Origin of the sequence: Emergencia sp. JLR.KK010, assembly GCF_037018265.1 — a bacterium.
Taxonomy (GTDB): Bacteria; Bacillota; Clostridia; order Peptostreptococcales; family Anaerovoracaceae; genus Senimuribacter; species Senimuribacter intestinalis.
This window is the reverse complement of record NZ_CP143550.1, coordinates 1,402,035-1,425,092: the sequence shown is the minus strand read 5'-3', so window position 1 is coordinate 1,425,092 and position 23,058 is coordinate 1,402,035. Positions and strand designations below refer to the sequence as shown.

The window sequence follows — 23,058 nt, the reverse complement described above, 5'->3', positions numbered from 1 at the left end:
ATACATATTTACTTTTACAGCTTTCCTATCTCAAATCAAACTCCGGATTAATTGCATAGAAATTTTTAGAATCCAGATTATCCTGAACAATTCTCAGCGCTTCACCGAACCGCTGATAATGTACAATTTCTCTCTGGCGCAGGAAACGAATTGGATCCAGTACGTCAGGATCATCTACCATTCTCAGGATATTGTCATAAGTTGTTCTGGCTTTCTGTTCTGCCGCCATATCTTCATGTAAATCCGTAATGGCGTCACCCTTTGATGCAAAGCACAATGCATCAAAAGGGAATCCTGCCGCTGCCTGGGCATAAACGCCAGAAGTATGGTCTACGAAATATTCCTGAAATCCAGCTTCTTTTATCTGATCCATGGTCATATTCTTGGTCAGCTGATGCACAATAGTGGCTACCATTTCATAATGCCCGATTTCTTCGCTGCCGATGTCGGTAAGCACCGCTGCAACTTTTCTGTACGGCATAGAGTAACGCTGGGACAAATATCTGAGCGACGCACCAATTTCACCATCGGGTCCGCCATATTGGCTGATAATAAACTTCGCCATGGCCGGATTTGGATTTTTGATTTTTACAGGGTATTCTAATTTCTTCTCATAAGTCCACATACTAATCCTCCATTTCCCACGGCCAAGGTGTTTCTACCCATGCCCAGCCGTTATCGGTGTTGGTATCCTGCGCAGTCAAAGGACCAAACTGCTGCTCATACTCTTCCACAGCCTGCAGATACCGCATTCTTGTACTCGCATAAAAATCCAGTGCTTCCCTGTTGGTCGGGTGGGTATCAAGGAACAGTCCTGTATCAATCAGTGCAAAGTCATACATCTGCACCTGTCTCATTGCTTCTTCTCTCGTCATCTTCTCATACCTCCCTGTGCGCCCAGAAACGGTAAATTCAGGTCAGGGAAAATCGTTCCTGCCTTCAGACCCTCTTCGTATTCATACGGATTCTGCCATCTCTGCCAAGGCACATATGCCATAGCAAGCATCATTTTCTGCTGCGGCGGCTGCACACTGCAGTTCTGACAGCTGTCATCGTACAGACATGGCATACATGCAGATGTCTGCGGCGGTCTCGATGGCTGTGACGGCTCTGACGGCTGCGGTGGTTGTGGTGATGGCGCAACAGGTCCCTGCGGCGGCGTCGGCGGCGTTTCATCGCAAGCCGGTTTATCGCAGTCACAAGTGCCGCAAAGGTCCGATTCGCCTAAAATAATCGGCATACCAATATAAGGCTCCATTTTATTCAAAAGAAAAACCCCTTTCACAGTAAGATACTTTATACTATGTCAGGGATTCTTCTTTTGTGACTATTTTTTCGCTTCAGGTGCAGGAGCAATCTCCTTCAGAATCTTTTTACATGCCAGCATTTTTGCATAGCTTTCTACCGCCATGGTCAGTGCCAGCTCAGCAAGACTTTCCTTGCTTTCTTCTTCGCAAAGCCTGCTTGCTGTCTCCGTAAAAGTTTCATCTAAAATCTCAAGATATTGGTCGTAAAATGTTCGGATATCGCTGTGCTCCATCTCCTTCTCCAAAAGGGCTCCCGTCTCACTGACACTGAGCACCTGTTTTAAAAGACAGATTGCCGTCAGATAGGCAAGATGTTCTCTGCTGTACCGCTTTCCCTTTGCCCTTGGAAGCAGCCCATGTTTCACATAATTATTAATCATAGCTGCAGTCAAACTCTCATCGCCTAAAGGCTCAAGCCCGATATGTTGCCTGCTCATATAGCTGATGACCTGATCCATATAAAGATCAATATCCGGAATCTGGTCCCAGCCCTCAGGACGCATATTCTTTAGCTGCTCTTTAAATAGCTTTAATTCTTCCATTCCGTTTCTCCATATCGTGTTTCGTCATTTTCATTATTTTATTTCACTATATTTTAAAACGTTTATAAGAATTTTGCAAGATATTTTACAGCTTGCTCATGACGTAATCGGCAAACTCTTTGCAGGTAGCCCCAGAAGCAAAACCAGTTACCACTACTTTCTTCTCTTTTTCGCTGCATTCTTCCAATACAGCTGCCAGCCTGTCTGCCTTAGCTGTCAATCCGATGTGCCGAATCATCATTTCTGCAGCCTTGAAAATACTGGACGGGTTGGCATAATCGCCAAGACCCTCCTCTATCATTCTCGGTGCGCTGCCATGAATGGCTTCAAACATGGCGTACTGGTCGCCCATATTTGCGCTTCCTGCAGTACCTACGCCACCCTGAATTTCTGCTGCTTCATCGGTGATGATGTCACCGTAAAGATTTGGCAGCACAAATACCTGAAACTGATTTCTGATATCCTTGTTCACTAAGTTAGCAGTCATAATATCGATGTACCAGTCGTCCGCTTTGATGCCTGGATATTCTGCCGCCACCTCATGACATATTCTAGTAAAATTGCCGTCCGTCTTTTTCATGATATTTGCCTTGGTCACAATTGCTACACAGCCTTTTCCATTTGCCTTGGCATATTCAAAGGCAGCCTTTGCAATTCTGCGGGTTCCAGGCTCTGTAGTTACTTTAAAATCCATCGAAAGCTTGCCAGGCACTTCAACGCCCCGGCTTCCCAAAACGTACTCGCCCTCCGTATTTTCTCTGTAGAAAATCCAGTCAATCCCTTCTTCTGGTACTTGCACCGGGCGAACGTTAGCATATAAATCTAATTCTCTACGAAGAGTAACATTGGCACTTTCCAAAGTGCCGCCCTTTGGTGTAGTAGTCGGTCCTTTGAGCAGCACATCGCAGGATTTAATTTCTGCAAGGACATCTTCCGGCACAGCTTTTCCAAGCGCCATTCTGTTCTCAATAGTCAGGCCGTCAATTTTTTTCAGCACAATACGTCCTTCTGCGATTTCCTCAGCCAGCACCTTGTTCAGAAGTCTATCTGCCTGCTCCATGATAATAGGTCCTATTCCATCACCACCAACAATGCCAATGGTTATTTTCTCCATAGACGTAAAATCCTTAGGTACACTGCTGGTTTCCATTTTTTCTGTTCGCGCAAGCTGTTCCAAAAGCAGTGTACGAAACTGCTCGCAGGCTTTTTCAATATATGTATCCATCTTATTTTCCCTCTTTTGCTACGTATTTCAAAAGGCTCCCTGCCTTTAGAATTTCTTTCTGTCTCTGTGTAAAATTGCATTCCAGCGGAATTTCCTCACCGGTAGACAGGTTCGTCAGTGTAATCTTTCCGCTGTCCATACCTGCATAGATATCCGAAAGTTTCAGCTTATCCCCTTGAGACACTTTATCGTAATCCTCAGGATTTTGAAAGGTCAGCGGCATAATACCGGCATTAATGAGATTCGCAGCGTGAATTCGAGCAAAACTCTTAGTAATGACAGTGCGAACCCCCAGATAAAGTGGAACCAGCGCAGCATGCTCTCTGGAAGAACCCTGCCCATAGTTGTTTCCGCCTACGATGATACTCTCTCCCGCCGCCTTTGCTCTTTCCGGGAAGGTTTCATCGCACACACCGAAGCAGTACTGAGACAGGTGCGGAATGTTGGAGCGGTACGGCAGAATCTTTGCGCCTGCCGGCATAATGTGGTCTGTGGTGATGTTATCGCTAACTTTAAGCACCAACTCTGCTTCCAGACTGTCCTCCTGAGGTTTGCTGCTTGGAAAAGCCTTGATGTTCGGTCCTCGTAGAATCGGAAGTTCCTTTGCCTCCTCAACTGGTGCAGGTGCAATAATCGCACTATCATCAATTTTAAAGGCATCCGGCATAACAACTTCCGGCATCTCCCCAAGAAGCATAGGATCTGTAATCTCGCCGGTCAGTGCCGCTGCAACAGCGGTTTCCGGAGAAACCAGATATACTTTTCCATCGGCTGTGCCGGAACGCCCTTCAAAGTTTCTATTAAAAGTTCTAAGAGATACGCCGCCGGAATTTGGCGAAAATCCCATGCCGATACATGGTCCGCAGGCACACTCCAGTACTCTTGCACCGCTGGCTAAAATATCCGACAAAGCGCCGCAGTCAGCCAACATTGTCAGCACCTGCTTGGAGCCTGGTGAAATAGACAGACTTACCTCCGGTTTGATAGTCTTGCCTTTCAGCATAGCAGCCACTTTCAGCATGTCATACAGTGAAGAGTTAGTGCAGGAGCCAATGCAGACCTGATCCACCTTGGTACCTTTCAGAGTATGTACCGGCACTACATTATCCGGACTGTGAGGACATGCAATCATCGGCTGCAGCGCAGACAAATTAATGTCGATGATACGGTCGTACACTGCGTCAGAATCGCTGGAAAGAGGCATATAATCTTCTTCTCTGCCCTCCGCCGCCAAAAATGCGCGGGTTACCTCATCAGACGGGAAGATAGATGTGGTTGCGCCCAGTTCTGTGCCCATATTGGTAATAGTAGCTCTTTCCGGTACAGACAGAGTTTCTACGCCTGGACCTGCCCACTCAATGATGGCGCCTACGCCGCCCTTTACGGACAGAATACGCAGAATTTCCAGACTAATATCCTTTGCAGTCACAAAAGGATTCAGCTTTCCGGTCAAATTCACCTTGTACATCTTTGGCATGGTGATATAATAAGCGCCGCCGCCCATAGCAACTGCCACATCAAGGCCGCCCGCACCCATGGCGAGCATGCCGATACCTCCGCCTGTCGGCGTGTGGCTGTCAGATCCAATCAGAGTCTTGCCCGGTTTGCCAAAGCGCTCCAGGTGCACCTGATGACAAATGCCGTTGCCCGGTCTTGAAAAGTACAAGCCGTACTTCTTTGCCATAGACTGAATGAATCTATGATCGTCAGCATTTTCAAAACCAGACTGCAGCGTGTTATGGTCAATATAGGCAACAGAAAGCTCCGTTCTGACTCTAGGAATGCCCATGGTCTCAAATTCCAGATAAGCCATGGTGCCAGTTGCGTCCTGCGTCAGAGTCTGGTCTATCTTCAGTGCTATTTCACTGCCTGGTGTCATATCTCCGCTGATTAAATGTTCTTTAATGATCTTCTGTGCTATTGTCAGTCCCATACTGTTCGTTCACCTCCATGATATTGTTGTATGCGTGGTCAATATGCAAAAGCATAATCGTTTCAATCTTATCACCATCTTTATCTGCAATGGCATTATAAAGAGATTTGTGCTCTGCTACAGACGCCACAATCCTGTGAGATTTTTCCAGAGAAAGCCGCCTAAACTTCATCATCTTGTGATGGATTGGAGACAGGATCGTCTCAAAAGTCACACTGCCGCATTCTCTATAAAGGATATCGTGAAACTCCGTATCCAGGTCCCTCACCTTGATGACGTCACCTTTCTGCGCAAAAAATTCCTGCTGCTCTACATTTTCTTTCAGCGCTGCAAGCCCCTCTTCGCTGATATTCTCTGCCGCTCTTCTCGTTGCGATGATTTCGATTCTGCGTTTCACTTCAAACAAGTCTTTGACATCATTTTCTGTCACACCTACAACTACAGTCCCCTGCGGAGAATCTTTAATCAGCTTCTCGTGGGCCAGCTTTGCCATAGCCTCTCTGATTGGCGTTCTGCTGACACCCAGTTCCTCAGAAAGTCTGGTCTCACTGATGATTTCCCCTGGCGCATAAGTGCCGCTCAAAATGTTGTATTCTAATCTATCATAAACCTGATTTGCAAGAGAAATAGTCTTATATTCAATCATGGTAAGCCTCCTTACTGTTCACTCTCAGACGTTAATTCCCGAACCTTATCTTCCAGCTCTTTGTTAGATAAGCTGGTGGTTCGTCCGTCTGCATACATCTCATCAACCCATTCCTTCAGGGTGTGCACAATAGGCGTATCCTTGGACATTTTCTCCTCGCCGCAAAGGCCGTAATGCTCGTTCATCCAGTATGCAATGCCCGCAAGACCGCTGGTCTTGCTGACCGCAACCCCCGGCGTTCTTCCAAGAAGTTTCTTCGTGTCAAAGATATTGTAAATTTCCTCGTCCTTCATTAGCCCGTCGGCATGAATGCCTGCCTTCGTCACATTGAAATTCTCACCAACAAACGGCGTCATCGGTGGAATATTGTATCCCATCTTATCTCTGAAATATCTTCCGATTTCAGTAATTGCTGTCGGATCCATACCGTCCATGGAACCTTTCAGAGAGGCATATTCAAAGACCATAGCCTCAAGCGGGACATTTCCTGTACGTTCTCCAATACCCAGCAGAGAGCAGTTTACAGCGCAGGCACCGTAGAGCCACGCTGTAGAAGCATTCGCCACAGACTTATAAAAGTCATTATGCCCGTGCCACTCCAGCATCTCGCTGGGAACACCGGAGTACTGCTGCAATCCGTAAATAATTCCAGATACACTCCTTGGCAGCGCCGCTCCATTATACGGAACGCCATAACCCATAGTATCACAGGCTCTGATTTTTACCGGCACGCCAGCCTCCCTGGAAAGCTTCATAATCTCATTGACAAAAGGCACTACAAAGCCATAAAAATCTGCCCTGGTGATATCCTCCAGGTGACATCTAGGCACTACACCCTCCTCAAAGGCTTCTCGAATCGTTTCAAGATAGTAGTCCACCGCCTGTCTTCTCGTCATGTTCATCTTCTTAAAAATGTGGTAATCACTGCAGGATACCAAAATTCCGGTTTCCTTAATCCCCAGTTCTTTTACCAGACGAAAATCCTCTCGTTTCGCACGAATCCATGTAGTGATTTCCGGGAATTTCAAATCCAGTTCCATGCATTTTTCTACTGCCTGGCGGTCTTTTTTCGTATAAATAAAAAACTCAGACTGACGAATCAGTCCATATGGTCCGCCCAGTCTGGAAAGCAATTTGTATAGATCTACAATCTGCTCTACAGTATAAGGAGCCATAGATTGCTGTCCGTCTCGAAAGGAAGTATCTGTAATCCAAATATCTTCGGGCATGTTCATCGGCACCCGCCTATGGTTAAACACCACCTTCGGCACCTCAGAATAATTGTACATATCTCTATATAAATTGGGCTGCGGAATATCCTGCAAGTCATATTTATAGGTTGGTTGTTCCAACAGATTAGATTTCCTCGATATCTCTATCATATTTCTACCTCCTTTTTCCTTCATCCGCTTTTGTGCATTAACGCATTCGATTATCTGTATACAAGTATAATTGTTTTCATCTTGTTTGTCAATAGAATATGTATAATTGTTCTTAAATTGTTTTCACATTTTACTCATATCTTCTATCTTATGCAGGCACTGCTGCCCGTACAACGCATTTCCAATAAAAAAAGAGACTGTGTATTACAGTCCCAAAATTTCTTTTATTAGCTCCGGTCTTTCCGGTTTTTCTTTTCCTATCACAAAAGCCTTCTCCGCTTCCTTTACAGCAGCCGCCAGCTTTCCTTTACTGCTGCCGTAAAGGGTAGCCAAAACTTCTCCTTTGGCTGCCTTGTCGCCAACTTTGCGATGAAGGTAAATGCCCGCCGCCAAATCCACGGAATCTTCCTTCGACTGTCTGCCGGCGCCGGTATGCTGCGAAGCAAGCCCAATTGCCCTGGCGTCAATAGACGTAATAAAGCCAGCTTCAGGCGCAGTGAGTTCCATGCTGTACGCAGCCGACGGAAGCAAATCGTAGTCCTCTATGACCGCCGGATTTCCACCCTGTCTGGTAATCAGCGTTTTCAGCTTTGCCAATGCCGCCCCGCTGTACAGCGCCTGTTTCGCCATCATTTCTCCTTCTGCCGCAGTTTTTGCTCTTGCACCGAGGAAAATCATCACTCCTGCCAGTTTCAGAGAAAGTTCTGTGATATCCGCAGGACCATTGCCTTTAAGGGTCTCGATGGCCTCGATGACTTCCAAACTGTTTCCTACAGCGTGGCCCAGCGGCTGATTCATATCGGTCACTACCGCTACAGTTTTCTTGCCCGCTGCGCTGCCAATTTCGCACATCAGACTGCCCAGCTCCTCTGCCGCCGCCTGATTTTCCATAAAAGCGCCGCTGCCGCATTTTACATCTAGTACAATGGCATCGCTGCCTGCAGCAAGCTTTTTGCTCATAATGCTGGAGGCAATCAAGCTGAGATTTTCCACCGTGCCCGTCACATCCCGCAGTGCATAGATTTTTTTATCAGCCGGCGTGATATGGGCGGTCTGACCGATGACGGCAATGCCCGCCTCATTGACCTGTTTCAGGAAAGCTGCTGGCTCAAGGGTGGTCTGAAATCCAGGAATGGCCTCCAGCTTATCCACAGTTCCACCTGTAAATCCAAGGCCTCTGCCGCTCATCTTTGCGATAGGAATGCCGCATGCTGCAGCAAGGGGCGCACAAATCAGCGTGGTTTTATCTCCCACGCCGCCGGTGGAATGCTTATCTACCTTGATGCCGGAAATTCCAGACAAATCCACCGTATCGCCGGAATATCGCATAGCGTCAGTCAGCGCAAAGGTCTCTTCCTTATCCATCTTCTGGAAATAAATCGCCATCAAAAGTGCCGCCGCCTGATAATCAGGAATGTCGCCCTGCGCATAGCCCTTGACAAAAAATCCGATCTCCTCTGTTGTCAGTTTACCGCCGTCCCGTTTCTTTACGATGATATCGTTCATATTCATTTTAAAATCTCCTCTAAGAAGCTCTCTCCAATTGCAGTTTTTTCAGCACCTAAGTATGCCGCAATGCTCGCCCCGATATCAGCAAAGGATTTGCGCGTACCTAAATCGGTGCCTGCTTTGACATGCTTTCCATAGACCACCAGCGGAATGTACTCTCTGGTGTGATCCCATCCAGCGTGTACCGGATCGTTGCCGTGATCAGCACAAATCATTAGAATATCGTCCTCACCCATAGCTGCTGTGATTTCAGGAAGTCTTCTGTCAAACTCCATAATCGCTCTGCCGTAGCCTTCTGCGTCTCTTCTGTGACCGAATTTAGAGTCAAAATCCACAAGGTTTGTAAAAATTAGACCGCCAAAATCATCAGCCAGCGCCTTGATGGTCTGATCCACTCCGTCCATGTTGCTCTCTGTATGTATCGAGGTGGTAACACCGCTGCCGTTGAAAATATCGCTGATTTTACCGACAGCATAAACGTTCTGTCCCGCTTCACTGACAAAATCCAGGAGCGTTTTCTGCGGCGGTGAAACGGCATAGTCCTTTCTGTCTGAGGTCCTGACCCGCTTTCCGTCTTCCATTACATAAGGTCTTGCGATAACTCTACCGCAAGCAAACTCTCCGGTGAGAAGTTCTCTCGCCGCCTGGCAGATTTCGTAAAGCCTTGGCAGCGGAATCACCGCCGTATTTGCAGCAATCTGAAAAACGCTGTCAGCCGATGTATAGACGATAGGCTTGCCGCTAGCCTCGTGCTCCGCTCCAAGCTGCTCGATAATTTCTGTGCCGGAAGCCGGATAATTGCCCAAACAGGAAATTCCGATTTTTTCCTCAAAAGCATCCATAAACGCCTTCGGAAATCCGTCCGGATAAGTCTTAAAGGGTGTCCTTGTTTCAATTCCGGCAATTTCCCAATGGCCTGTAATAGTATCCTTTCCTTTAGAAACCTCTGCCAGCCTGCCGAAAGCGCCTTTTGGTGCATCTTCCCTAAGCGCACCTTCAAGGACACCTTCAATATTGCCAAAGCCCATTTTTTTCAGGTTTGGCACCGCAAAGCCGGGCGTATTTGCCGCCGCATGGGCAAAGGTATTTGCTCCCATATCTCCATAGCTGGCTGCATCAGGAAGTGCCCCTACACCCACACTGTCTGTCACCATCAAAATTACTCTTCTCATTTCCTAATCACCTGCTTTCTATTCTTCTGACTGATAAATAAGTTCCGGTTTTCCCTCCAGAAAATCGAGAGAAACCAATCTATATTCTACACCGTCAAGTCGTCCTTTTAGTCCGTTTTTAAATGCGTCCTTTCCATGAAGGTGCCCATAAACACAGGTTTTCACCCCATGTTCTGCCATCAAAGCGGTAAATCCTGACGGCTGCAATTTGTCGTTAGTAGGCGGAAAATGCAAAGCCGCAACGATATGCTCTGCGCCCTGCCTCTTTGCTTCATCCAAAGACAGTCCAAGACGAATCAGTTCCCTTTCGTAGATCTTTTTATCGTGGGCGGAAAAGCCGTCACTTCCGGGGCACACCCATCCGCGGCTACCACAAACTGCCACGCTGCCAGCCATATAACATTTGTTCTGCAGGAACGTAATATCATCAAACAGTTTATTCAGCTTGCTGACAGAGGTCCACCACAAATCGTGGTTTCCCTTGGTAATCACCTTTCTGCCCGGCAGCTGGTGAATCCACGCAAGGTCAGCCATAGCTTCCTCCTGCCTGAGTCCCCAGGAAATATCTCCCGGTAGAATTACCACATCTTCTCTTGTAACAAGACGCTTCCAGTGGTTCGCCACATTTTCTGCATGGTTTTGCCATCTGCTTCCAAAAATATCCATCGGTTTTTCAATGCGTGCATCCATGGACAAATGTAAATCAGCAATTGCAAATATCTTCACCTTTTATTTCTCCTCTAAATCAAGCAAAACTGCAGATTCATCGTCGTTTAAGGTCGTCACCTTGCGCAGCTTGCTGCGAATCATCCGCGAGCGAGTGCCCACCAGCTTGTCAAGATCGTCGTTTGCCTGATTGATTTTTTTCTGCGCTGCCGCAAGAACGCTTTCAAATTTTTCAAATTCATTTTTTACAGCACCCAAAATATCCCATACCTCACTGGAATGTTTCTGGATTGCCAAAGTCTTAAAGCCCATCTGCAGACTGTTGAGCAGCGCTGCCATGGTAGTCGGACCTGCGATATTGACCTTATAGTCTCTCTGCAGCGTCTCCACAAGTCCGCGCCGCACCACTTCCGCATAAAGTCCCTCAAAAGGCAGGAACATAATGCCAAAGTCCGTTGTATTTGGCGGTTCTACGTATTTATCACGAATATCCTTTGCTTCGGATTTGATAATACGTTCCAAGTTCTTTCCTGCTGCTTCGATGGCTGCACTGTCTCCCTCATCATATGCGTCGACCAGCTTTGCATATGCATCTGCAGGAAATTTTGCATCGATAGGGAGGTAAACAGTTCTATCGTCCTCACCCGGCAGCTTCACTGCATATTCGACACGCTCAGAGCCAGTGCTTCTGGTCGTCACATTTTCCTCATACTGATCAGGTGACAATATCTGTTCCAAAATGGCTCCCAGCTGAATTTCACCGAGAATTCCTCTAGTCTTTACATTGGAAAGAACCTTCTTCAAATCGCCTACCCCCGTTGCCAGAGTCTGCATTTCGCCGAGACCTTTATAAACCTGCTCCAGTCTCTCGCTGACCAGCTTAAAGGACTGCCCAATGCGATCCTCTAAAGTTTTCTGCAGCTTCTCATCTACAGTCTGGCGCATTTGCTCAAGCTGCTTGTTGTTATCTTCCGTAAGCTCACCGATTTTCTGCGACATGGTGCTGCGAATATTTTCCAGCTTCTGCTCATTTTCCATGGTCATATAACGAAATCTCTCACTCAGTTCCGCAAGGCGCTTGTCCTGCATTTGAGTTACCTCTTTCTGGTTTCCGCTTACCATATCCCCAAAGTTCTTAAAAGAATTATTTATGTATTGAATGGTCTCCACTCTGGATTCCTTGATTTCTTTCTGCACCGCCGAAAACTTGCCCAGCACTGCAATGAGAAGGATCAGAATGATAACGCCCAGTATCACCAATGCGATATCCATCATTTTGCCTTACCTCTTTCTTTCATTAAAGTTTCTTTTACTCATACATATATAGTATACCATTTTTTGAAAGGATTCAAAAGTAGAAATGTGTAATCTCCTATCACTTTTAGACTGTATTTTTTTCGGTGAATTCGGACTTTTCACCCTCACCCCCAGATATCTGCTTCTAGTTCTATTTCCCGTCATGGTATTTCTTGGAATACTAGGACAGATTCTCCCCAAAATCCCATTTCTTAAAACCACTTCTCCTCTGATCAATCAACTTTTCTACGGATTTATAGGACTGGGCTGCACCACTTGTGCCTTAGCTGCGCTGACACCATTGACCGATTCCAAAAGCCGCAGCCGCATGGCACTGATCCTCATTTTGCTGGTTCCATGTTCTGCCCAGCTTACCCTCCTTGCCGCCTTTGCATCCATGGTTACCTTACGAGTCTTTTTAGTGTTTTTTCTGTTTTTTGTTCTGTTCGCCGGGGTTTTATACTTAGGGCTGGGGATGCTGTTTCCACTGACAGATACCATGGTAAAGCCGGAAAGCGCAAACGGAAACTTTTCTATTCTGCAAATCCTAAGAGAAGCCTTTCGATCAGTATCTGATACCGCACCAGCATTCTGCGCTGGCAGTGTTATTATCAGTATTCTTCTTTACTTCGGCACCTTAGATGCATTATCTTCTCTCTGTGCACCAATACTTGAGAATGTGTTTCACTTGCCTTCCGAAGCTGCATCTTTGCTGCTTTTAAACATTCTAAAACGGGATTTCGGTGCAGCATCTTTACTCTCCCTTGCAGGAAGCGGCATATTCAGCGCTGCCCAGCTTTTGAGCTGCGTGGTAATGATGACCTTTTCTGTGCCTTGCTTTAACTCCGCAGTCCTTCTGGTAAAACAACAAAGACTTCCCGGTGCCATATGTATCTGGCTAGGAAGTCTTATGATTTCTTTACTGACAGGCAAAATCGTCTGCGAAGTACTCTTTATATGCGGCTTCTAGTTTTTTCAGTTCTCAAGCTGCACCTGCCCGCACATAGCTCCGGTCCTCTTGCCGCCTTTGCAGCGTGTATCGTAGTTGCACGATAGGAAGCAGTAATCTGATAATATGCCTCCATCCGATCTTTTTATGCCCGCTGATAGTCCATGCTGCTACCTCCTTATTGCTTCTATTTTACTATGATTTCAAAAAAACGTCTATAATTTTTGATATAGTTTTCGAGTCCAATCCGCCGTTCTCATCATCATACGTAGTTATAAGATTTTTCCATGGCACGATTCCCGCCTTACGATACTCTTCAAGTTTGTACTCTGCATGTTCACGGTATTCCGGCTGACCCATCATACCAAAATGCTCCCAATAAAATATTTTCTGTTCTGGTACTTTCAAAATCTCAAAATCTGGATAAAAAACTTTCCCACCAATCAGAATCTGTGGCTCATAGCGATAAGTAATCTGATTCAAAAACAGCTGATTAGCTATATCCAATTCGGACTTCGACCTGACCTTATGACCCTTGATTGTTGTCATTTTCAAATGTTCCTGCAAATAGAAGTTTCTTTCCTGATTTTCATTCTCAAAGTTTTCCGGAGATGATATTCCGCACAGAGCATAACATTCCTCCGGCAGCATCTGATATGCTTTACCTAACTTAGGCAAAACTGAAAGCGGATCATAATTCTGATATTTTTCAAGTAAGCGCTCCATTGCTAAAAGATTCGTCTCAATCTGTCTAATGCTTTTCTCAAGGTAGCCTCGCTCCTTTAACTGGTCAATTAAAAGCTGCTTGCTGCCTGGGATATAAAATTCCTCTCTCCCATTAGCATTATAGTCTCTCTTATAGTAGTAGCCATTTTTCATTACCAGCTTTCCCTTCGGCAGCTTACGTAGTCGATGCTCAAAAGTCTGTTTCTGCATTTCCTGCAGACGTTTTTCATTTTCAATGATTCCTCTAATGTCTTCCATATTGTCCTTTCGTACCTATTTAAGATTTTTTGAAATAAGGTACTAATTCTTTAGCCAAAATCACAACAAAATTTCACAATTTGCTCAAGCCATGTTACAAATTATTACATTTTATCCATTATATCCTATATCCGAACAAATTGCTACCCTTCTTCACAAAAAAATAGCGACAATTTGCCGCTATTTTTAAGATTCACTTGAATTTTTATCACACTTTTGATACCTTTTTTTCAAAAATCAATATTCGGTACTAAAGCCCGTCAGCTGTCAACATTATTTCAGTGCATTCAACGCCTGATCAAAGTCTGCAATGATATCCTCGATATCTTCGCAGCCTACAGATACACGAATCAGCTCCGGTTTGATACCTCCGGCCAGCTGATCTTCTTCGCTAAGCTGTCTGTGGGTCGTGGACGCAGGATGCAGCACACTGGTTCTAATATCGCCTACATGCACCACGATACTTGCCAGTTTTAAATTTTTCAACACTTCTTCACCGCCGGCCTTGCCGCCCTTTGCGCCAAAAGCAAGTACGCCACTGGCACCTTTTGGCAAATATTTCTGTGCTCTTTCATAATCCTCATCACCAGGCAGCCCCGGATACTTCACCCAATCAACCATTGGATGATTCTTAAGGAACTGTGCCAGAGCTAAAGCGTTGCTGCTGTGTCTGTCCATTCGAAGATGCAGAGTATCCAGTCCCTGGAAGGTAAGAAACGCATTCATAGGTGCCATAGTGCAGCCCAAATCTCTAAGCATCTGCGCTCTCAGCTTTACACAAAATGCCTGATTTCCAAACTTCTCAAAGTATTTCAAACCGTGATAGCTCTCATCCGGTTCTACCATGCCAGGATACTTGTCTGCATATTTATTCCAGTCGAAATTACCGCCTTCAATTACCATGCCCCCTACACTGGTTGCATGTCCGTCTGCCCACTTGGTTGTAGAGTGGGTTACAAAATTTGCACCATGCTTCAATGGCTGACACAGGTATGGAGATGCCAGAGTATTATCCACCACGAGAGGCACGCCAACCTCGCCAGCAGCCTCAGCAAACTTTTCAATATCTAGAACGGTCAATGCAGGATTTCCTAAAGATTCGCCAAAAATTGCCTTAGTATTAGGCTTTGCCTGTGCTACGATTTCTTCCTTGGAAAGGTTGTAATCGATGAAAGTAGTTTCAATCCCCATCTTTCTCAAAGTAACGTTAAACAGGTTAAATGTGCCTCCATAAATATTTCCGCATGCGATAATATGATCGCCTGCTTCACAAATATTCAGCATGGTAATCAGGTTTGCAGCCTGTCCTGCACTAGTTGCAATACCCGCGGTTCCACCCTCCAGCGCTGCCATCTTTTCTTCCAGCGCATTAACGGTTGGACTTCCCAGTCTGGTATACATAAAGTCTGCACTTTCTAAATCAAAAAGCTTAGCCACATCTTCTGCATCATAGTATCTGTAAGTGGTATTCTGGACAATCGGCAATACTTGCGGTTTCCCACTCTCTGCCTTATATCCGCTGTGAATACAGCTTGTATTGAATTTATACTCCGACATAATTTCACTCCTTTAATAAACATATTTGCCTTCTATTTTATACCAATCCCAGCATAAAATCAAATATATAATAAGAAAGTCGGCTGCGCCGATTCTATCTATAGGTAGACTTTCTTGATATTCCGGAAATATCGAAAAATGGATATTTCCTACATAATAAAAAAGAGGTGACTGATTTTGATTGAAATTTACGGGATATTTTTTACCTTCGGACTGGGTGTACTTCTCCACTTTACCTATGAGTGGTCCGGTCGCAGTCTGCTGATTTCCTTTCTTGCTCCAACAAACGAAAGCGTCTTCGAACATTTAAAGCTTTTGCTGACTCCGTTTCTGCTTTGGAGCCTCAATGAGTACGTTCATTACGGTCAGTTTACGCAAAATTTTATCCCTGCTAAAACCATAGGGCTTCTTGCAGGGATCGTATTCATCGTATTATGTTTTTACAGCTATACCGCCATCTGTGGCAGAAATTTTCTTCCTGCAGATATCGGCATCTTTGCAGCTTCTGTGGTAATCGCCTTTAGTTCCTCCCACGCTCTCATGACTCTGGAGTTTTTAGGAAAGGTTTCCATCAGGCTCCTTTCTGGCACCGTACTGATTCTGCTGCTTCTCTTTTTTGCAGCCTGTTCCATCTGTGCTCCCTATGGTCGCCTTTTTAGAAGTCCTTATCCTTGCCAGAACAAAAAGCACTGTAAGTAGCTATAATGACTACAAAAAACAGTCCCGCCGCCGGCCATATAATCCAGCTTCTGCCCCAATCGTGGGTGAGAAGACTATAGACTAGATAAATCAGTACAATACACGGCCAGTAAATTCCGCCGATTCTGTTTGCAAAGTCCTCCCCTTTTCGCATCCCTTTTTTCATTTGCGGCGAATAGTCTTCTCTCTGCATCAGCACATTATAGCAGCCATAAGGAACGCCTGTAGTAATAAGCAGGTAAACACCGCTGCCAACCATAACAAACAAAATGCACGGCGGAATATTCTCTGCTAAGTGAAGCACCGACTCGTTGAGAATTACCGGAATCACAGAAAGAATACAGAGGAGTACGCCGACAGCAATTTTCGATGCAAACTGCGGTCTGTCTTTCTGCTGCATATCCTCCAGCATACGAATCGCACTTTCATCCAAGGAAAGGTTCTCTTTCTTCAGATAATCAAACCTGCTCATAGCTACACCATTTATAATAAACAGCACTACGGCAGCCGCAATCAGAACAAACATCAGTACCACACCCAGCGCGCTGCCTCTTTCCTCTCCGAAGATTTCTTCTCCCATGACAGGAAAAATCAGAGATACTAAAATCAACATAACTCCTGCCCCGATTCCCTGAGACAAGCGTTCCATGGAAGCAATATAAGTTCTGCACTCCTCTTTCGTTACTCTGCGCCCTGAAAACATTCCCTCAGTATGCGAATAACAACTTTCCTGCGACTTCTTGCTTTTATCAATGCCCAGCTCACAAATCAGCTCATCTACACTGCCGAATTCTGCAATAACTGTGCCTATCGCTTCATTTTCACTTTTACCTTCAGCTTTCAATGCTGTATATTTTTCCTCCATCATAAAAGCCATTTCTTGCTTTACCCTTCTGACTTCACCTGTATCCGCAAGTTCAGCAAACATGCTCTCTAAATAATTCAAAATAATTTCCACTACACATCCTCCTCTATTATAAATTTCTCCACAACCTCTTTAGTAACCTGCCATTCCCGACATTTTTCGTTGTAATAAGCTCTGCCTTCTTCTGTAATGCGGTAGTAGGTGCGGGGCTTTCCGCCGCTGGCGCTGTTTCCTGCAAAAACTTCTACATAGCCGTTCCTCTCAAGCCTGGTAAATGCCGAATAAAGGGTAGTTTCTTTGATAATATATTTCTCCTCGGTCAGTTCCTTAATCCGTTTGGAAATCTCATAGCCATAAGAGGGTGCCTCTCGTAAAAGATACAAAATCATGGTATCATTATAGCCCCGAATCACATCACTGCTAATCACCTGGCAGACCTCCTTTCCAGTATTACGTCTGTCGTAGTACTTTTATGTTCCAATCATAGCACAACTACTACGACAGGTCAAGTAGTTTTTCTTCATTTAAAAAGCTGCCGCACAACTTCTGTGCAGCAGCTTTAGGTTATAAATAATTTATTTTACACCGTTTTTTCTTCTGATTCCAAATACCATGCCGCAAAGTGCCAGCACTGCAGCAGCAAGTCCTGCAACCCAGAGCAGCATATTAGCTGTATCTCCAGTTCTTGGAATCCACCAAGGTAGCTCGTCTGTTTCAGGATTCTGTTCCTTGATAATGTTCTTAATATCTTCTGGAGATTTGATATTTTTATCTGGCTTGCCATCTCCATCAGTGTCGATATTGACATCCGGTTTACCATCTCCATCCGTATCCACGTTCAAATCTGGGATGCCATCTCCATCGGTGTCAATGTTGATATCTGGTTTGCCGTCTCCATCAATATCGATGTTGATATCCGGTTTGCCATCTCCATTGGTGTCAATGTTGATATCCGGTTTGCCATCTCCATCCTTATCGATGTTGATGTCTGGCTTTCCGTCTCCATCTTTATCGATGTTGATGTCTGGCTTTCCGTCTCCATCCTTATCGATGTTAATGTCCGGTTTGCCGTCCCCATCTTTATCAATGTTGATGTCTGGCTTTCCGTCTCCATCTTTATCGATGTTGATGTCTGGCTTTCCGTCCCCATCCTTATCGATGTTAATGTCTGGCTTTCCATCGCCATTGGTATCTACATTTACATCCGGTTTACCATCTCCGTTGGTGTCAATATCCAAATCCGGTTTACCGTCTCCATCGGTATCTTTGTTAATATCTGGCTTTCCATCGCCATCGGTATCAACGTTCACATCCGGTTTACCATCTCCGTTGGTGTCGATGTCTAAATCCGGTTTGCCGTCTCCGTCAGTATCTTTATTGATATCCGGTTTGCCGTCTCCGTTGGTGTCAATATCTACATCCGGTTTGCCATCTCCATCGGTGTCTTTATTGATATCTGGTTTGCCGTCTCCATCGGTATCAATGTCGACGTCCGGTTTACCATCATCATCGGTATCAATATTGATATCCGGCTTATCATCGCCATCGGTATCAATGTTAATATCAGGGAGTCCATCGTCATCCGTATCAATATTGATGTCTGGAATTCCATCGTCATTGGTATCCTTATTAAGGTCAAGATCCTGAATAATCGGCTTTGTTACATTGTACGCCAGATTAATCGTCGTCTTGTTTCCCTGTGCATCGGTAACAGTTGTAGTAATCACATATTTTCCAGGCTCAGATAAATCAATCTCTTGAATTTCATTGCCATCGGCATCCCTAATTGTAACGTCTGCAACTTTTAAAGGATTTCCTTTTTCATCTTTCAGTAAACGTCCATCAATCCCGATAAATACATACCGATCGTTGAAAAATTCTACTAGCTCATCCTTCGAAACGGTCTTATCTTTTTCCGTCTTCCGGTTTACTTTGTCATTGACTTTTCCATGCAATCTAAAAATATCACCATCGTCTTCGATTCTCTCGATCTCACCTGGCTCCAGGATAGTTCCCTTCGGCTCTTCATCCGGATGATCCGGGTCACTGCCAGCACTTGGAATCACTGGAGTTGGCGGATTTACAAATGGGAAGTTGGTCGGCTCATCTGTATCAGAGCCACCTGGTGTACCCGGCTTTTCTTCCGGTTTGACAAGAGAATAAGATTCTTCGTAGTTATAACCTTCTGTATATTTTGCTTCTACTACAAACTTGCCGGATTCCAGCTTCGGAATAGCTGGATAAGCACCTGTATTAAAAGAAATCACTTTATCAATCACGCCATATGCATACTCTTCTCCGTTGATTTCTTCCGTTGCTGTTTTTGCATTCGCTTTAATCGGCTCTCCAACTTTTACACCGTTGACATAAAACTGAATATATCCATCTGGCGCTTTGCAGGTAGGTTTTCTCTTTGCTGCCCCCTGTTTTGCCTTGGCTTTAAAGGTCATCTTCGTTACAATGGTTTCATGGGTAGCCGGGTCTTCTCCATATTCGATATCATAAGTCGCGTCTGCAATTTCTGATGGAATCTTATTGATAATTGCCCAGCCCGTTGCACGATGCCCCCAGTAACTTTGTGCAAAGTTCTCATAGCCTGCAAGCGTACCGTCAGAATATTGGGTCGAGGTCATCGTAAATTTCAAAATACCTGCGTCTTCCGGCAGCTTATTTCCAAGCAGCTGTTCTTGCTCAATCGGTTTCCCATTCTGTTTATCATAACGCTGCGCCTTATACGACACCTTTGAAGGATTATCTAAATATTTATTGTCTATTTTTCCGGTATAAAGTCCGATCTTCGTATCGATGACATTACCAGAAGCATCTGTGATTTCGTTTTCAATCGTTGATACGTCAATGGCATTAAACGGTAAGCCATCGTAATCTTTGGTCATCTTCTCCTGACTATATTCATCTGGCAATTCAAAGTCTACATATCGTTTCAAAGGTGCTGCTGCATTAGGATCCTCCGTAGGTTTAACGGAACTAATGAAAAGCGGTTCTATATCCATTGCGATTTCATTACCATTTTCATCTACTGTTACAGGCTTCAAGCTTACTTTTACTTCCTGCCCTGCAACTGGTTTTCCCTGAAATTCGTATGGCAGCCATAGATATAGTTTGCCGTCATCAAAGAAAGACGGTGCACCATATTCGTATTTTTGACCACCAATCGATAACTCCCAATCTGTAATCGCATGATTTTCGATAAACTCTTCCTTTGTCGTACCATCTGCCATTTCGTGCTTAATCTTTTCGCTAGATAAGTTCACAGTTGTTACAAAGACCCTTGTTTTCTTCGTTAAGTCTCCATAAGCCGTACCACCATTACATTGGAATTTTCCCGGTGCAGATAATCGAATGGAACCGCCTGTAACCACAACGTCACCGCCGGCGCCTCCGATATCATACCAGCCTGCCTGCGATTTCGGCAACAATGTGCCCCCGGTAATCGTAATAGTCTTGCCAGTATTGGTTCCAGCGCATCCCTGACCAAACGCATTACTATGCTCAAATCCCTCCGATTTGAGGAATCCACCGTTGATATTGATATCACCGGCAATGGTACTCTTCGGCGTTTGACATAAAATCGCATCTGTAAACGCATAGGTGGTTTCTGCTCCATTGGACATCCCACCTATATAGGTGCAGCCGCCACCAACGCCCGCGCCATGAAAAGAACCCTTTGCATCAATGTCTCCGCCGTTAAACGTAGTCACTGTACTACCACCGGCATGCCCGCCGCCGATGCCGCATCCCGCTCCATATCGGCTTTCTGTCGGACCGTTGGCATATGCCTTAATAACACCACCGTTAAAAGTCATATCTCCACTGTTTTCAATCGGACCGCCTCCAATTGCTGATGCGCGAAGGCCGCCGTTGACTTCTAAAGTACCTGGATTGGCACTATCCAGCATTGTCAATCGATCGCCTGCCTTAACCACAGTGCCATCAGCAAGAACTGCATCTCTGGATACTTTGCCATCTTTCGGCGCTACAAATTGTCCATTCTGATCTACATTTCTACGACTATCGTCAATGGTCAATTTAGAACCTTCTCCGCAGCGAATACCCGGAGACTGAATATTTCCATTGCTATTATTACAAGTAAGCCTATTCGTACTGCCATCGGCAAGGGTCAAATGCAAAGAAGTCGGATTACTCAAATCCTCTTTATTTGTCACGATATTTACCGGATAGTATGCATTAATATCTACACCTGCAAAGGTTAAATCCGCATGCACACCTGCCTCAATAAAAATCCCTGCATTTGACGTACCACTAGTGGATATCGTCAATGGTGTGCCTTTTTTAATAACAAGTGCCTGAAATGTTCGCGGCACTACACTACCTACTGTAGGCACATACTGACCAGCAGTGCTTTCTGCATTTCCATATCCCTGCGTATTATATACAGTTTCTTTATACTCATAATCCACGCCATATGTACCGCCGGTTACATTAAATGCACCAGTGTCATTTGACTGTGGATCAATGCCGTCATCAGAAAATGCAACCATGCGTTTACCGCTCTCAGTCTGATTTTCTTCCTCTTCACCCACTTCTGCCGCATCTACATCTTCCGTTTCTTTGTCAACGTCAACATCGGCGCCATCTACAATGCCGCCCTCTGCATCAACATTTTCATCCGGTATTTCACTGCCTTCCGGCTGCACTTCGTGCTCGGCTTCAGTTAAAGGTGCCTCAGTCGCATAGGACTGACCCCCCCCCAGCCATTTTCCGGAAGAAAGCAAGCCACCACCGAATGCTGAGAAAACGAAAAACAGACACAACATGCGAGCTAAAAGCTTCTTGTTGTAATGTTTCATTTGGTTTGCCTCCCTTTTTCGTTTTGGTAAGTTCTTACTTCTTTCTTAAGTTAATAGACTTTTGAATGGTAAGAAGCGATGGAGCGCTATATCAAACTCTTCCTTCGCTTCATTCTTTTTCATCAAAAATCATTTTTATTCTACACCCGCAGGAAGTCGTTGTCAAGTTTCTGCTAATAGCTCCTCTTCATGGGACTTAAAAAACTCGAAATATCTGCGTACATTCTCAAGTTCAGTCCATCTGCGCTCAGTAACTGGCAGAGCATCAAGATCATAGATTTTGCTCTGTTTTGTCGCCAAAATAAAGGGCGAATGGCTCGCTATAATAAACTGACAATTAAAGAATCTTGCAGAATCTTCGATAAATCCAGTCAGTTCCTGCTGATATGCTGCCGACAAACTGTTTTCTGGCTCGTCCAAAAGATAAATTTGGTTTGCCTCTATCTTTTCTGTAAAGTACATAAATGCACTTTCTCCATTGGAACGTCCACGGGCATTTCCCGGCATATTCTGCCTGATAAACTCCGACTTCGTATTTCTCCGAGCGGAATTAACCTGTTTCAGTTTCTCATAGTCGTCAAGACTTTTCAGCTGAAATTTCTCACACCGCAGCTGTCTGTATGCCTCCATCAGATCTTCTCGTTTTGTGTCCACACCATGGTTAAGGGCTCGCAGATCAAAGAGATAGTCAAAAACATCATCACTGGTGATAATGGTGCTATCCTGATAGTAAGATTCCCACTCTACTTGACACATTCTGGAAAAATCCGCAAAAAAACTGCTATTGTTATAAGGTGCGCTGCGCTGTGCGCCTATGGCTTCAGCGATAACATTGAGCAAGGTCGTCTTACCCGAACCATTGCTGCCATAAAATATGGTAATCGGTTCAAAATCTACAGCAGAAAACCCCTTCTGCGGAAAAATGCCAAAGGGGTAAAAACTGTCATAACAAGTCTGCCTTATATCGTTAAGAAAAAGTTCTTCCGCTATCATTTCCGGCAGTTTGAAGTTTTTCAAATATACCATCATATGTCCCCCTGATGTCCTTTTACAGAGCCTGTTGCTCCATGCGCAGCAAATCCTCTATAATTCTGTTCACTTGCCAAATCGCCTGATCCACCTGCTCCTTCGCCTGGCTGATCTTAGACTGGACAAACACATCTGCCAAAATTCCGTCGAAGAAAAAATCGGCAAAAGTTAGAAATCCTCCAATATCAATCTGGAAATCCAATATTCCACTGACGTCTTTCAATTCTCTCTGAAAGACCATTACCTGCCGTTTTGCTGATTCCAATTCCCGCTTTGCACTCCCCATCTTCATGTGTTTGCCGATTCCTCCAATCAGGTCAAAGCCCAACATATCAGCAATTCCAAAGCCGGAGGCTGCACTCAGTTCATCTCTTGCGCGATTTAAGTACTGCAGAGTCAGTCTGCCTGTATCAATCGCTTCCCTGATTTCCCGCAGTTGCTGTGCCCTATCCATTTTTACCCTCCAAT

21 protein-coding genes are annotated in these 23,058 nt (G+C 45.0%); 2 read left to right on the top strand and 19 right to left on the bottom strand.

Translation table 11 applies throughout. From position 1 onward, the window contains the following. Positions 1–25: 25 nt before the first annotated feature. From V1225_RS06795 to rmuC, 12 genes are all read right to left on the bottom strand, one after another. Entirely contained in the window at positions 26–625 is a 600-nt protein-coding gene (locus V1225_RS06795; protein ID WP_160200653.1) for a manganese catalase family protein, read from the bottom strand. A 1-nt stretch (position 626) separates the two neighbouring features. Continuing rightward, on the bottom strand, positions 627–875 hold the full coding sequence (locus V1225_RS06790; RefSeq protein ID WP_160200654.1) for a spore coat protein CotJB: 249 nt from the start codon (positions 873–875) through the stop codon (positions 627–629). Beyond that, a complete protein-coding gene (locus tag V1225_RS06785; RefSeq protein WP_243150976.1) occupies positions 872–1,258 on the bottom strand; it encodes a spore coat associated protein CotJA in 387 nt (128 codons plus the stop codon). Before V1225_RS06785 ends, V1225_RS06790 begins: the two co-directional genes overlap by 4 nt. 69 nt (positions 1,259–1,327) lie before the next feature. Next, positions 1,328–1,849, bottom strand: coding sequence for a DUF1836 domain-containing protein (locus tag V1225_RS06780; protein ID WP_160200655.1), 522 nt, complete (start codon positions 1,847–1,849; stop codon positions 1,328–1,330). A gap of 85 nt (positions 1,850–1,934) precedes the next feature. After that, on the bottom strand, positions 1,935–3,074 hold the full coding sequence (locus V1225_RS06775; RefSeq protein ID WP_251613013.1) for an isocitrate/isopropylmalate family dehydrogenase: 1,140 nt from the start codon (positions 3,072–3,074) through the stop codon (positions 1,935–1,937). Position 3,075: 1 nt separating this feature from the next. Continuing rightward, complete coding sequence (locus tag V1225_RS06770; protein WP_160200657.1) at positions 3,076–5,007, bottom strand: aconitate hydratase; 1,932 nt, start codon at positions 5,005–5,007, stop codon at positions 3,076–3,078. Beyond that, positions 4,976–5,653, bottom strand: a complete 678-nt coding sequence (locus V1225_RS06765; RefSeq protein ID WP_160200658.1) for a GntR family transcriptional regulator — start codon at positions 5,651–5,653, stop codon at positions 4,976–4,978. Before V1225_RS06765 ends, V1225_RS06770 begins: the two co-directional genes overlap by 32 nt. An 11-nt stretch (positions 5,654–5,664) precedes the next feature. Next, complete coding sequence (locus tag V1225_RS06760; RefSeq protein ID WP_160200659.1) at positions 5,665–7,035, bottom strand: 2-isopropylmalate synthase; 1,371 nt, start codon at positions 7,033–7,035, stop codon at positions 5,665–5,667. A 204-nt stretch (positions 7,036–7,239) separates the two neighbouring features. Then, positions 7,240–8,547: a pyrimidine-nucleoside phosphorylase gene (locus V1225_RS06755; protein ID WP_251613016.1), complete on the bottom strand. Its 1,308-nt coding sequence runs from the start codon at positions 8,545–8,547 to the stop codon at positions 7,240–7,242. After that, entirely contained in the window at positions 8,544–9,716 is a 1,173-nt protein-coding gene (locus tag V1225_RS06750) for a phosphopentomutase (RefSeq protein ID WP_251613019.1), read from the bottom strand. The genes V1225_RS06755 and V1225_RS06750 overlap by 4 nt, the downstream gene beginning before the upstream one ends. 18 nt (positions 9,717–9,734) lie before the next feature. Continuing rightward, positions 9,735–10,442, bottom strand: a complete 708-nt coding sequence (locus V1225_RS06745) for a metallophosphoesterase (protein ID WP_251613022.1) — start codon at positions 10,440–10,442, stop codon at positions 9,735–9,737. Positions 10,443–10,445: 3 nt separating this feature from the next. Continuing rightward, on the bottom strand, positions 10,446–11,657 hold the full coding sequence (gene rmuC, locus V1225_RS06740; RefSeq protein ID WP_160200663.1) for a DNA recombination protein RmuC: 1,212 nt from the start codon (positions 11,655–11,657) through the stop codon (positions 10,446–10,448). Between the two features lie 85 nt (positions 11,658–11,742). Between rmuC and V1225_RS06735 the strand changes: the two genes are divergently transcribed. Further along, positions 11,743–12,648 (top strand): nucleoside recognition domain-containing protein, encoded by a 906-nt coding sequence (locus tag V1225_RS06735; RefSeq protein WP_161908717.1) that lies wholly within the window; start codon positions 11,743–11,745, stop codon positions 12,646–12,648. A 174-nt stretch (positions 12,649–12,822) separates the two neighbouring features. On the opposite strand, the gene V1225_RS06730 is transcribed toward V1225_RS06735, so the two are convergent. Both V1225_RS06730 and V1225_RS06725 read right to left on the bottom strand, forming a co-directional pair. Then, on the bottom strand, positions 12,823–13,611 hold the full coding sequence (locus V1225_RS06730; RefSeq protein WP_160200666.1) for a hypothetical protein: 789 nt from the start codon (positions 13,609–13,611) through the stop codon (positions 12,823–12,825). A 273-nt stretch (positions 13,612–13,884) separates the two neighbouring features. Continuing rightward, on the bottom strand, positions 13,885–15,168 hold the full coding sequence (locus tag V1225_RS06725) for an O-acetylhomoserine aminocarboxypropyltransferase/cysteine synthase family protein (RefSeq protein ID WP_338548044.1): 1,284 nt from the start codon (positions 15,166–15,168) through the stop codon (positions 13,885–13,887). A 177-nt stretch (positions 15,169–15,345) separates the two neighbouring features. Here V1225_RS06725 and V1225_RS06720 point away from each other — a divergent pair, with 177 nt between their 5' ends. Beyond that, positions 15,346–15,867, top strand: coding sequence for a DUF6512 family protein (locus tag V1225_RS06720; protein WP_160200668.1), 522 nt, complete (start codon positions 15,346–15,348; stop codon positions 15,865–15,867). On the opposite strand, the gene V1225_RS06715 is transcribed toward V1225_RS06720, so the two are convergent. The 5 genes from V1225_RS06715 to V1225_RS06695 form a co-directional block, all read right to left on the bottom strand. Further along, positions 15,824–16,825: a permease prefix domain 1-containing protein gene (locus V1225_RS06715; protein ID WP_160200669.1), complete on the bottom strand. Its 1,002-nt coding sequence runs from the start codon at positions 16,823–16,825 to the stop codon at positions 15,824–15,826. The two genes, V1225_RS06720 and V1225_RS06715, sit on opposite strands and share 44 nt — an antisense overlap. Beyond that, entirely contained in the window at positions 16,825–17,160 is a 336-nt protein-coding gene (locus V1225_RS06710) for a PadR family transcriptional regulator (RefSeq protein WP_330588321.1), read from the bottom strand. Before V1225_RS06710 ends, V1225_RS06715 begins: the two co-directional genes overlap by 1 nt. Positions 17,161–17,307: 147 nt before the next feature. Beyond that, the gene (locus V1225_RS06705; RefSeq protein WP_338548042.1) at positions 17,308–21,561 is read right to left on the bottom strand and encodes a hypothetical protein; all 4,254 of its coding nucleotides are present in this window, start codon (positions 21,559–21,561) and stop codon (positions 17,308–17,310) included. Positions 21,562–21,723: 162 nt separating this feature from the next. Next, complete coding sequence (locus V1225_RS06700) at positions 21,724–22,590, bottom strand: AAA family ATPase (RefSeq protein ID WP_338548040.1); 867 nt, start codon at positions 22,588–22,590, stop codon at positions 21,724–21,726. Positions 22,591–22,609: 19 nt separating this feature from the next. Beyond that, a complete protein-coding gene (locus V1225_RS06695; RefSeq protein WP_161908711.1) occupies positions 22,610–23,044 on the bottom strand; it encodes a hypothetical protein in 435 nt (144 codons plus the stop codon). Positions 23,045–23,058 lie beyond the last annotated feature (14 nt).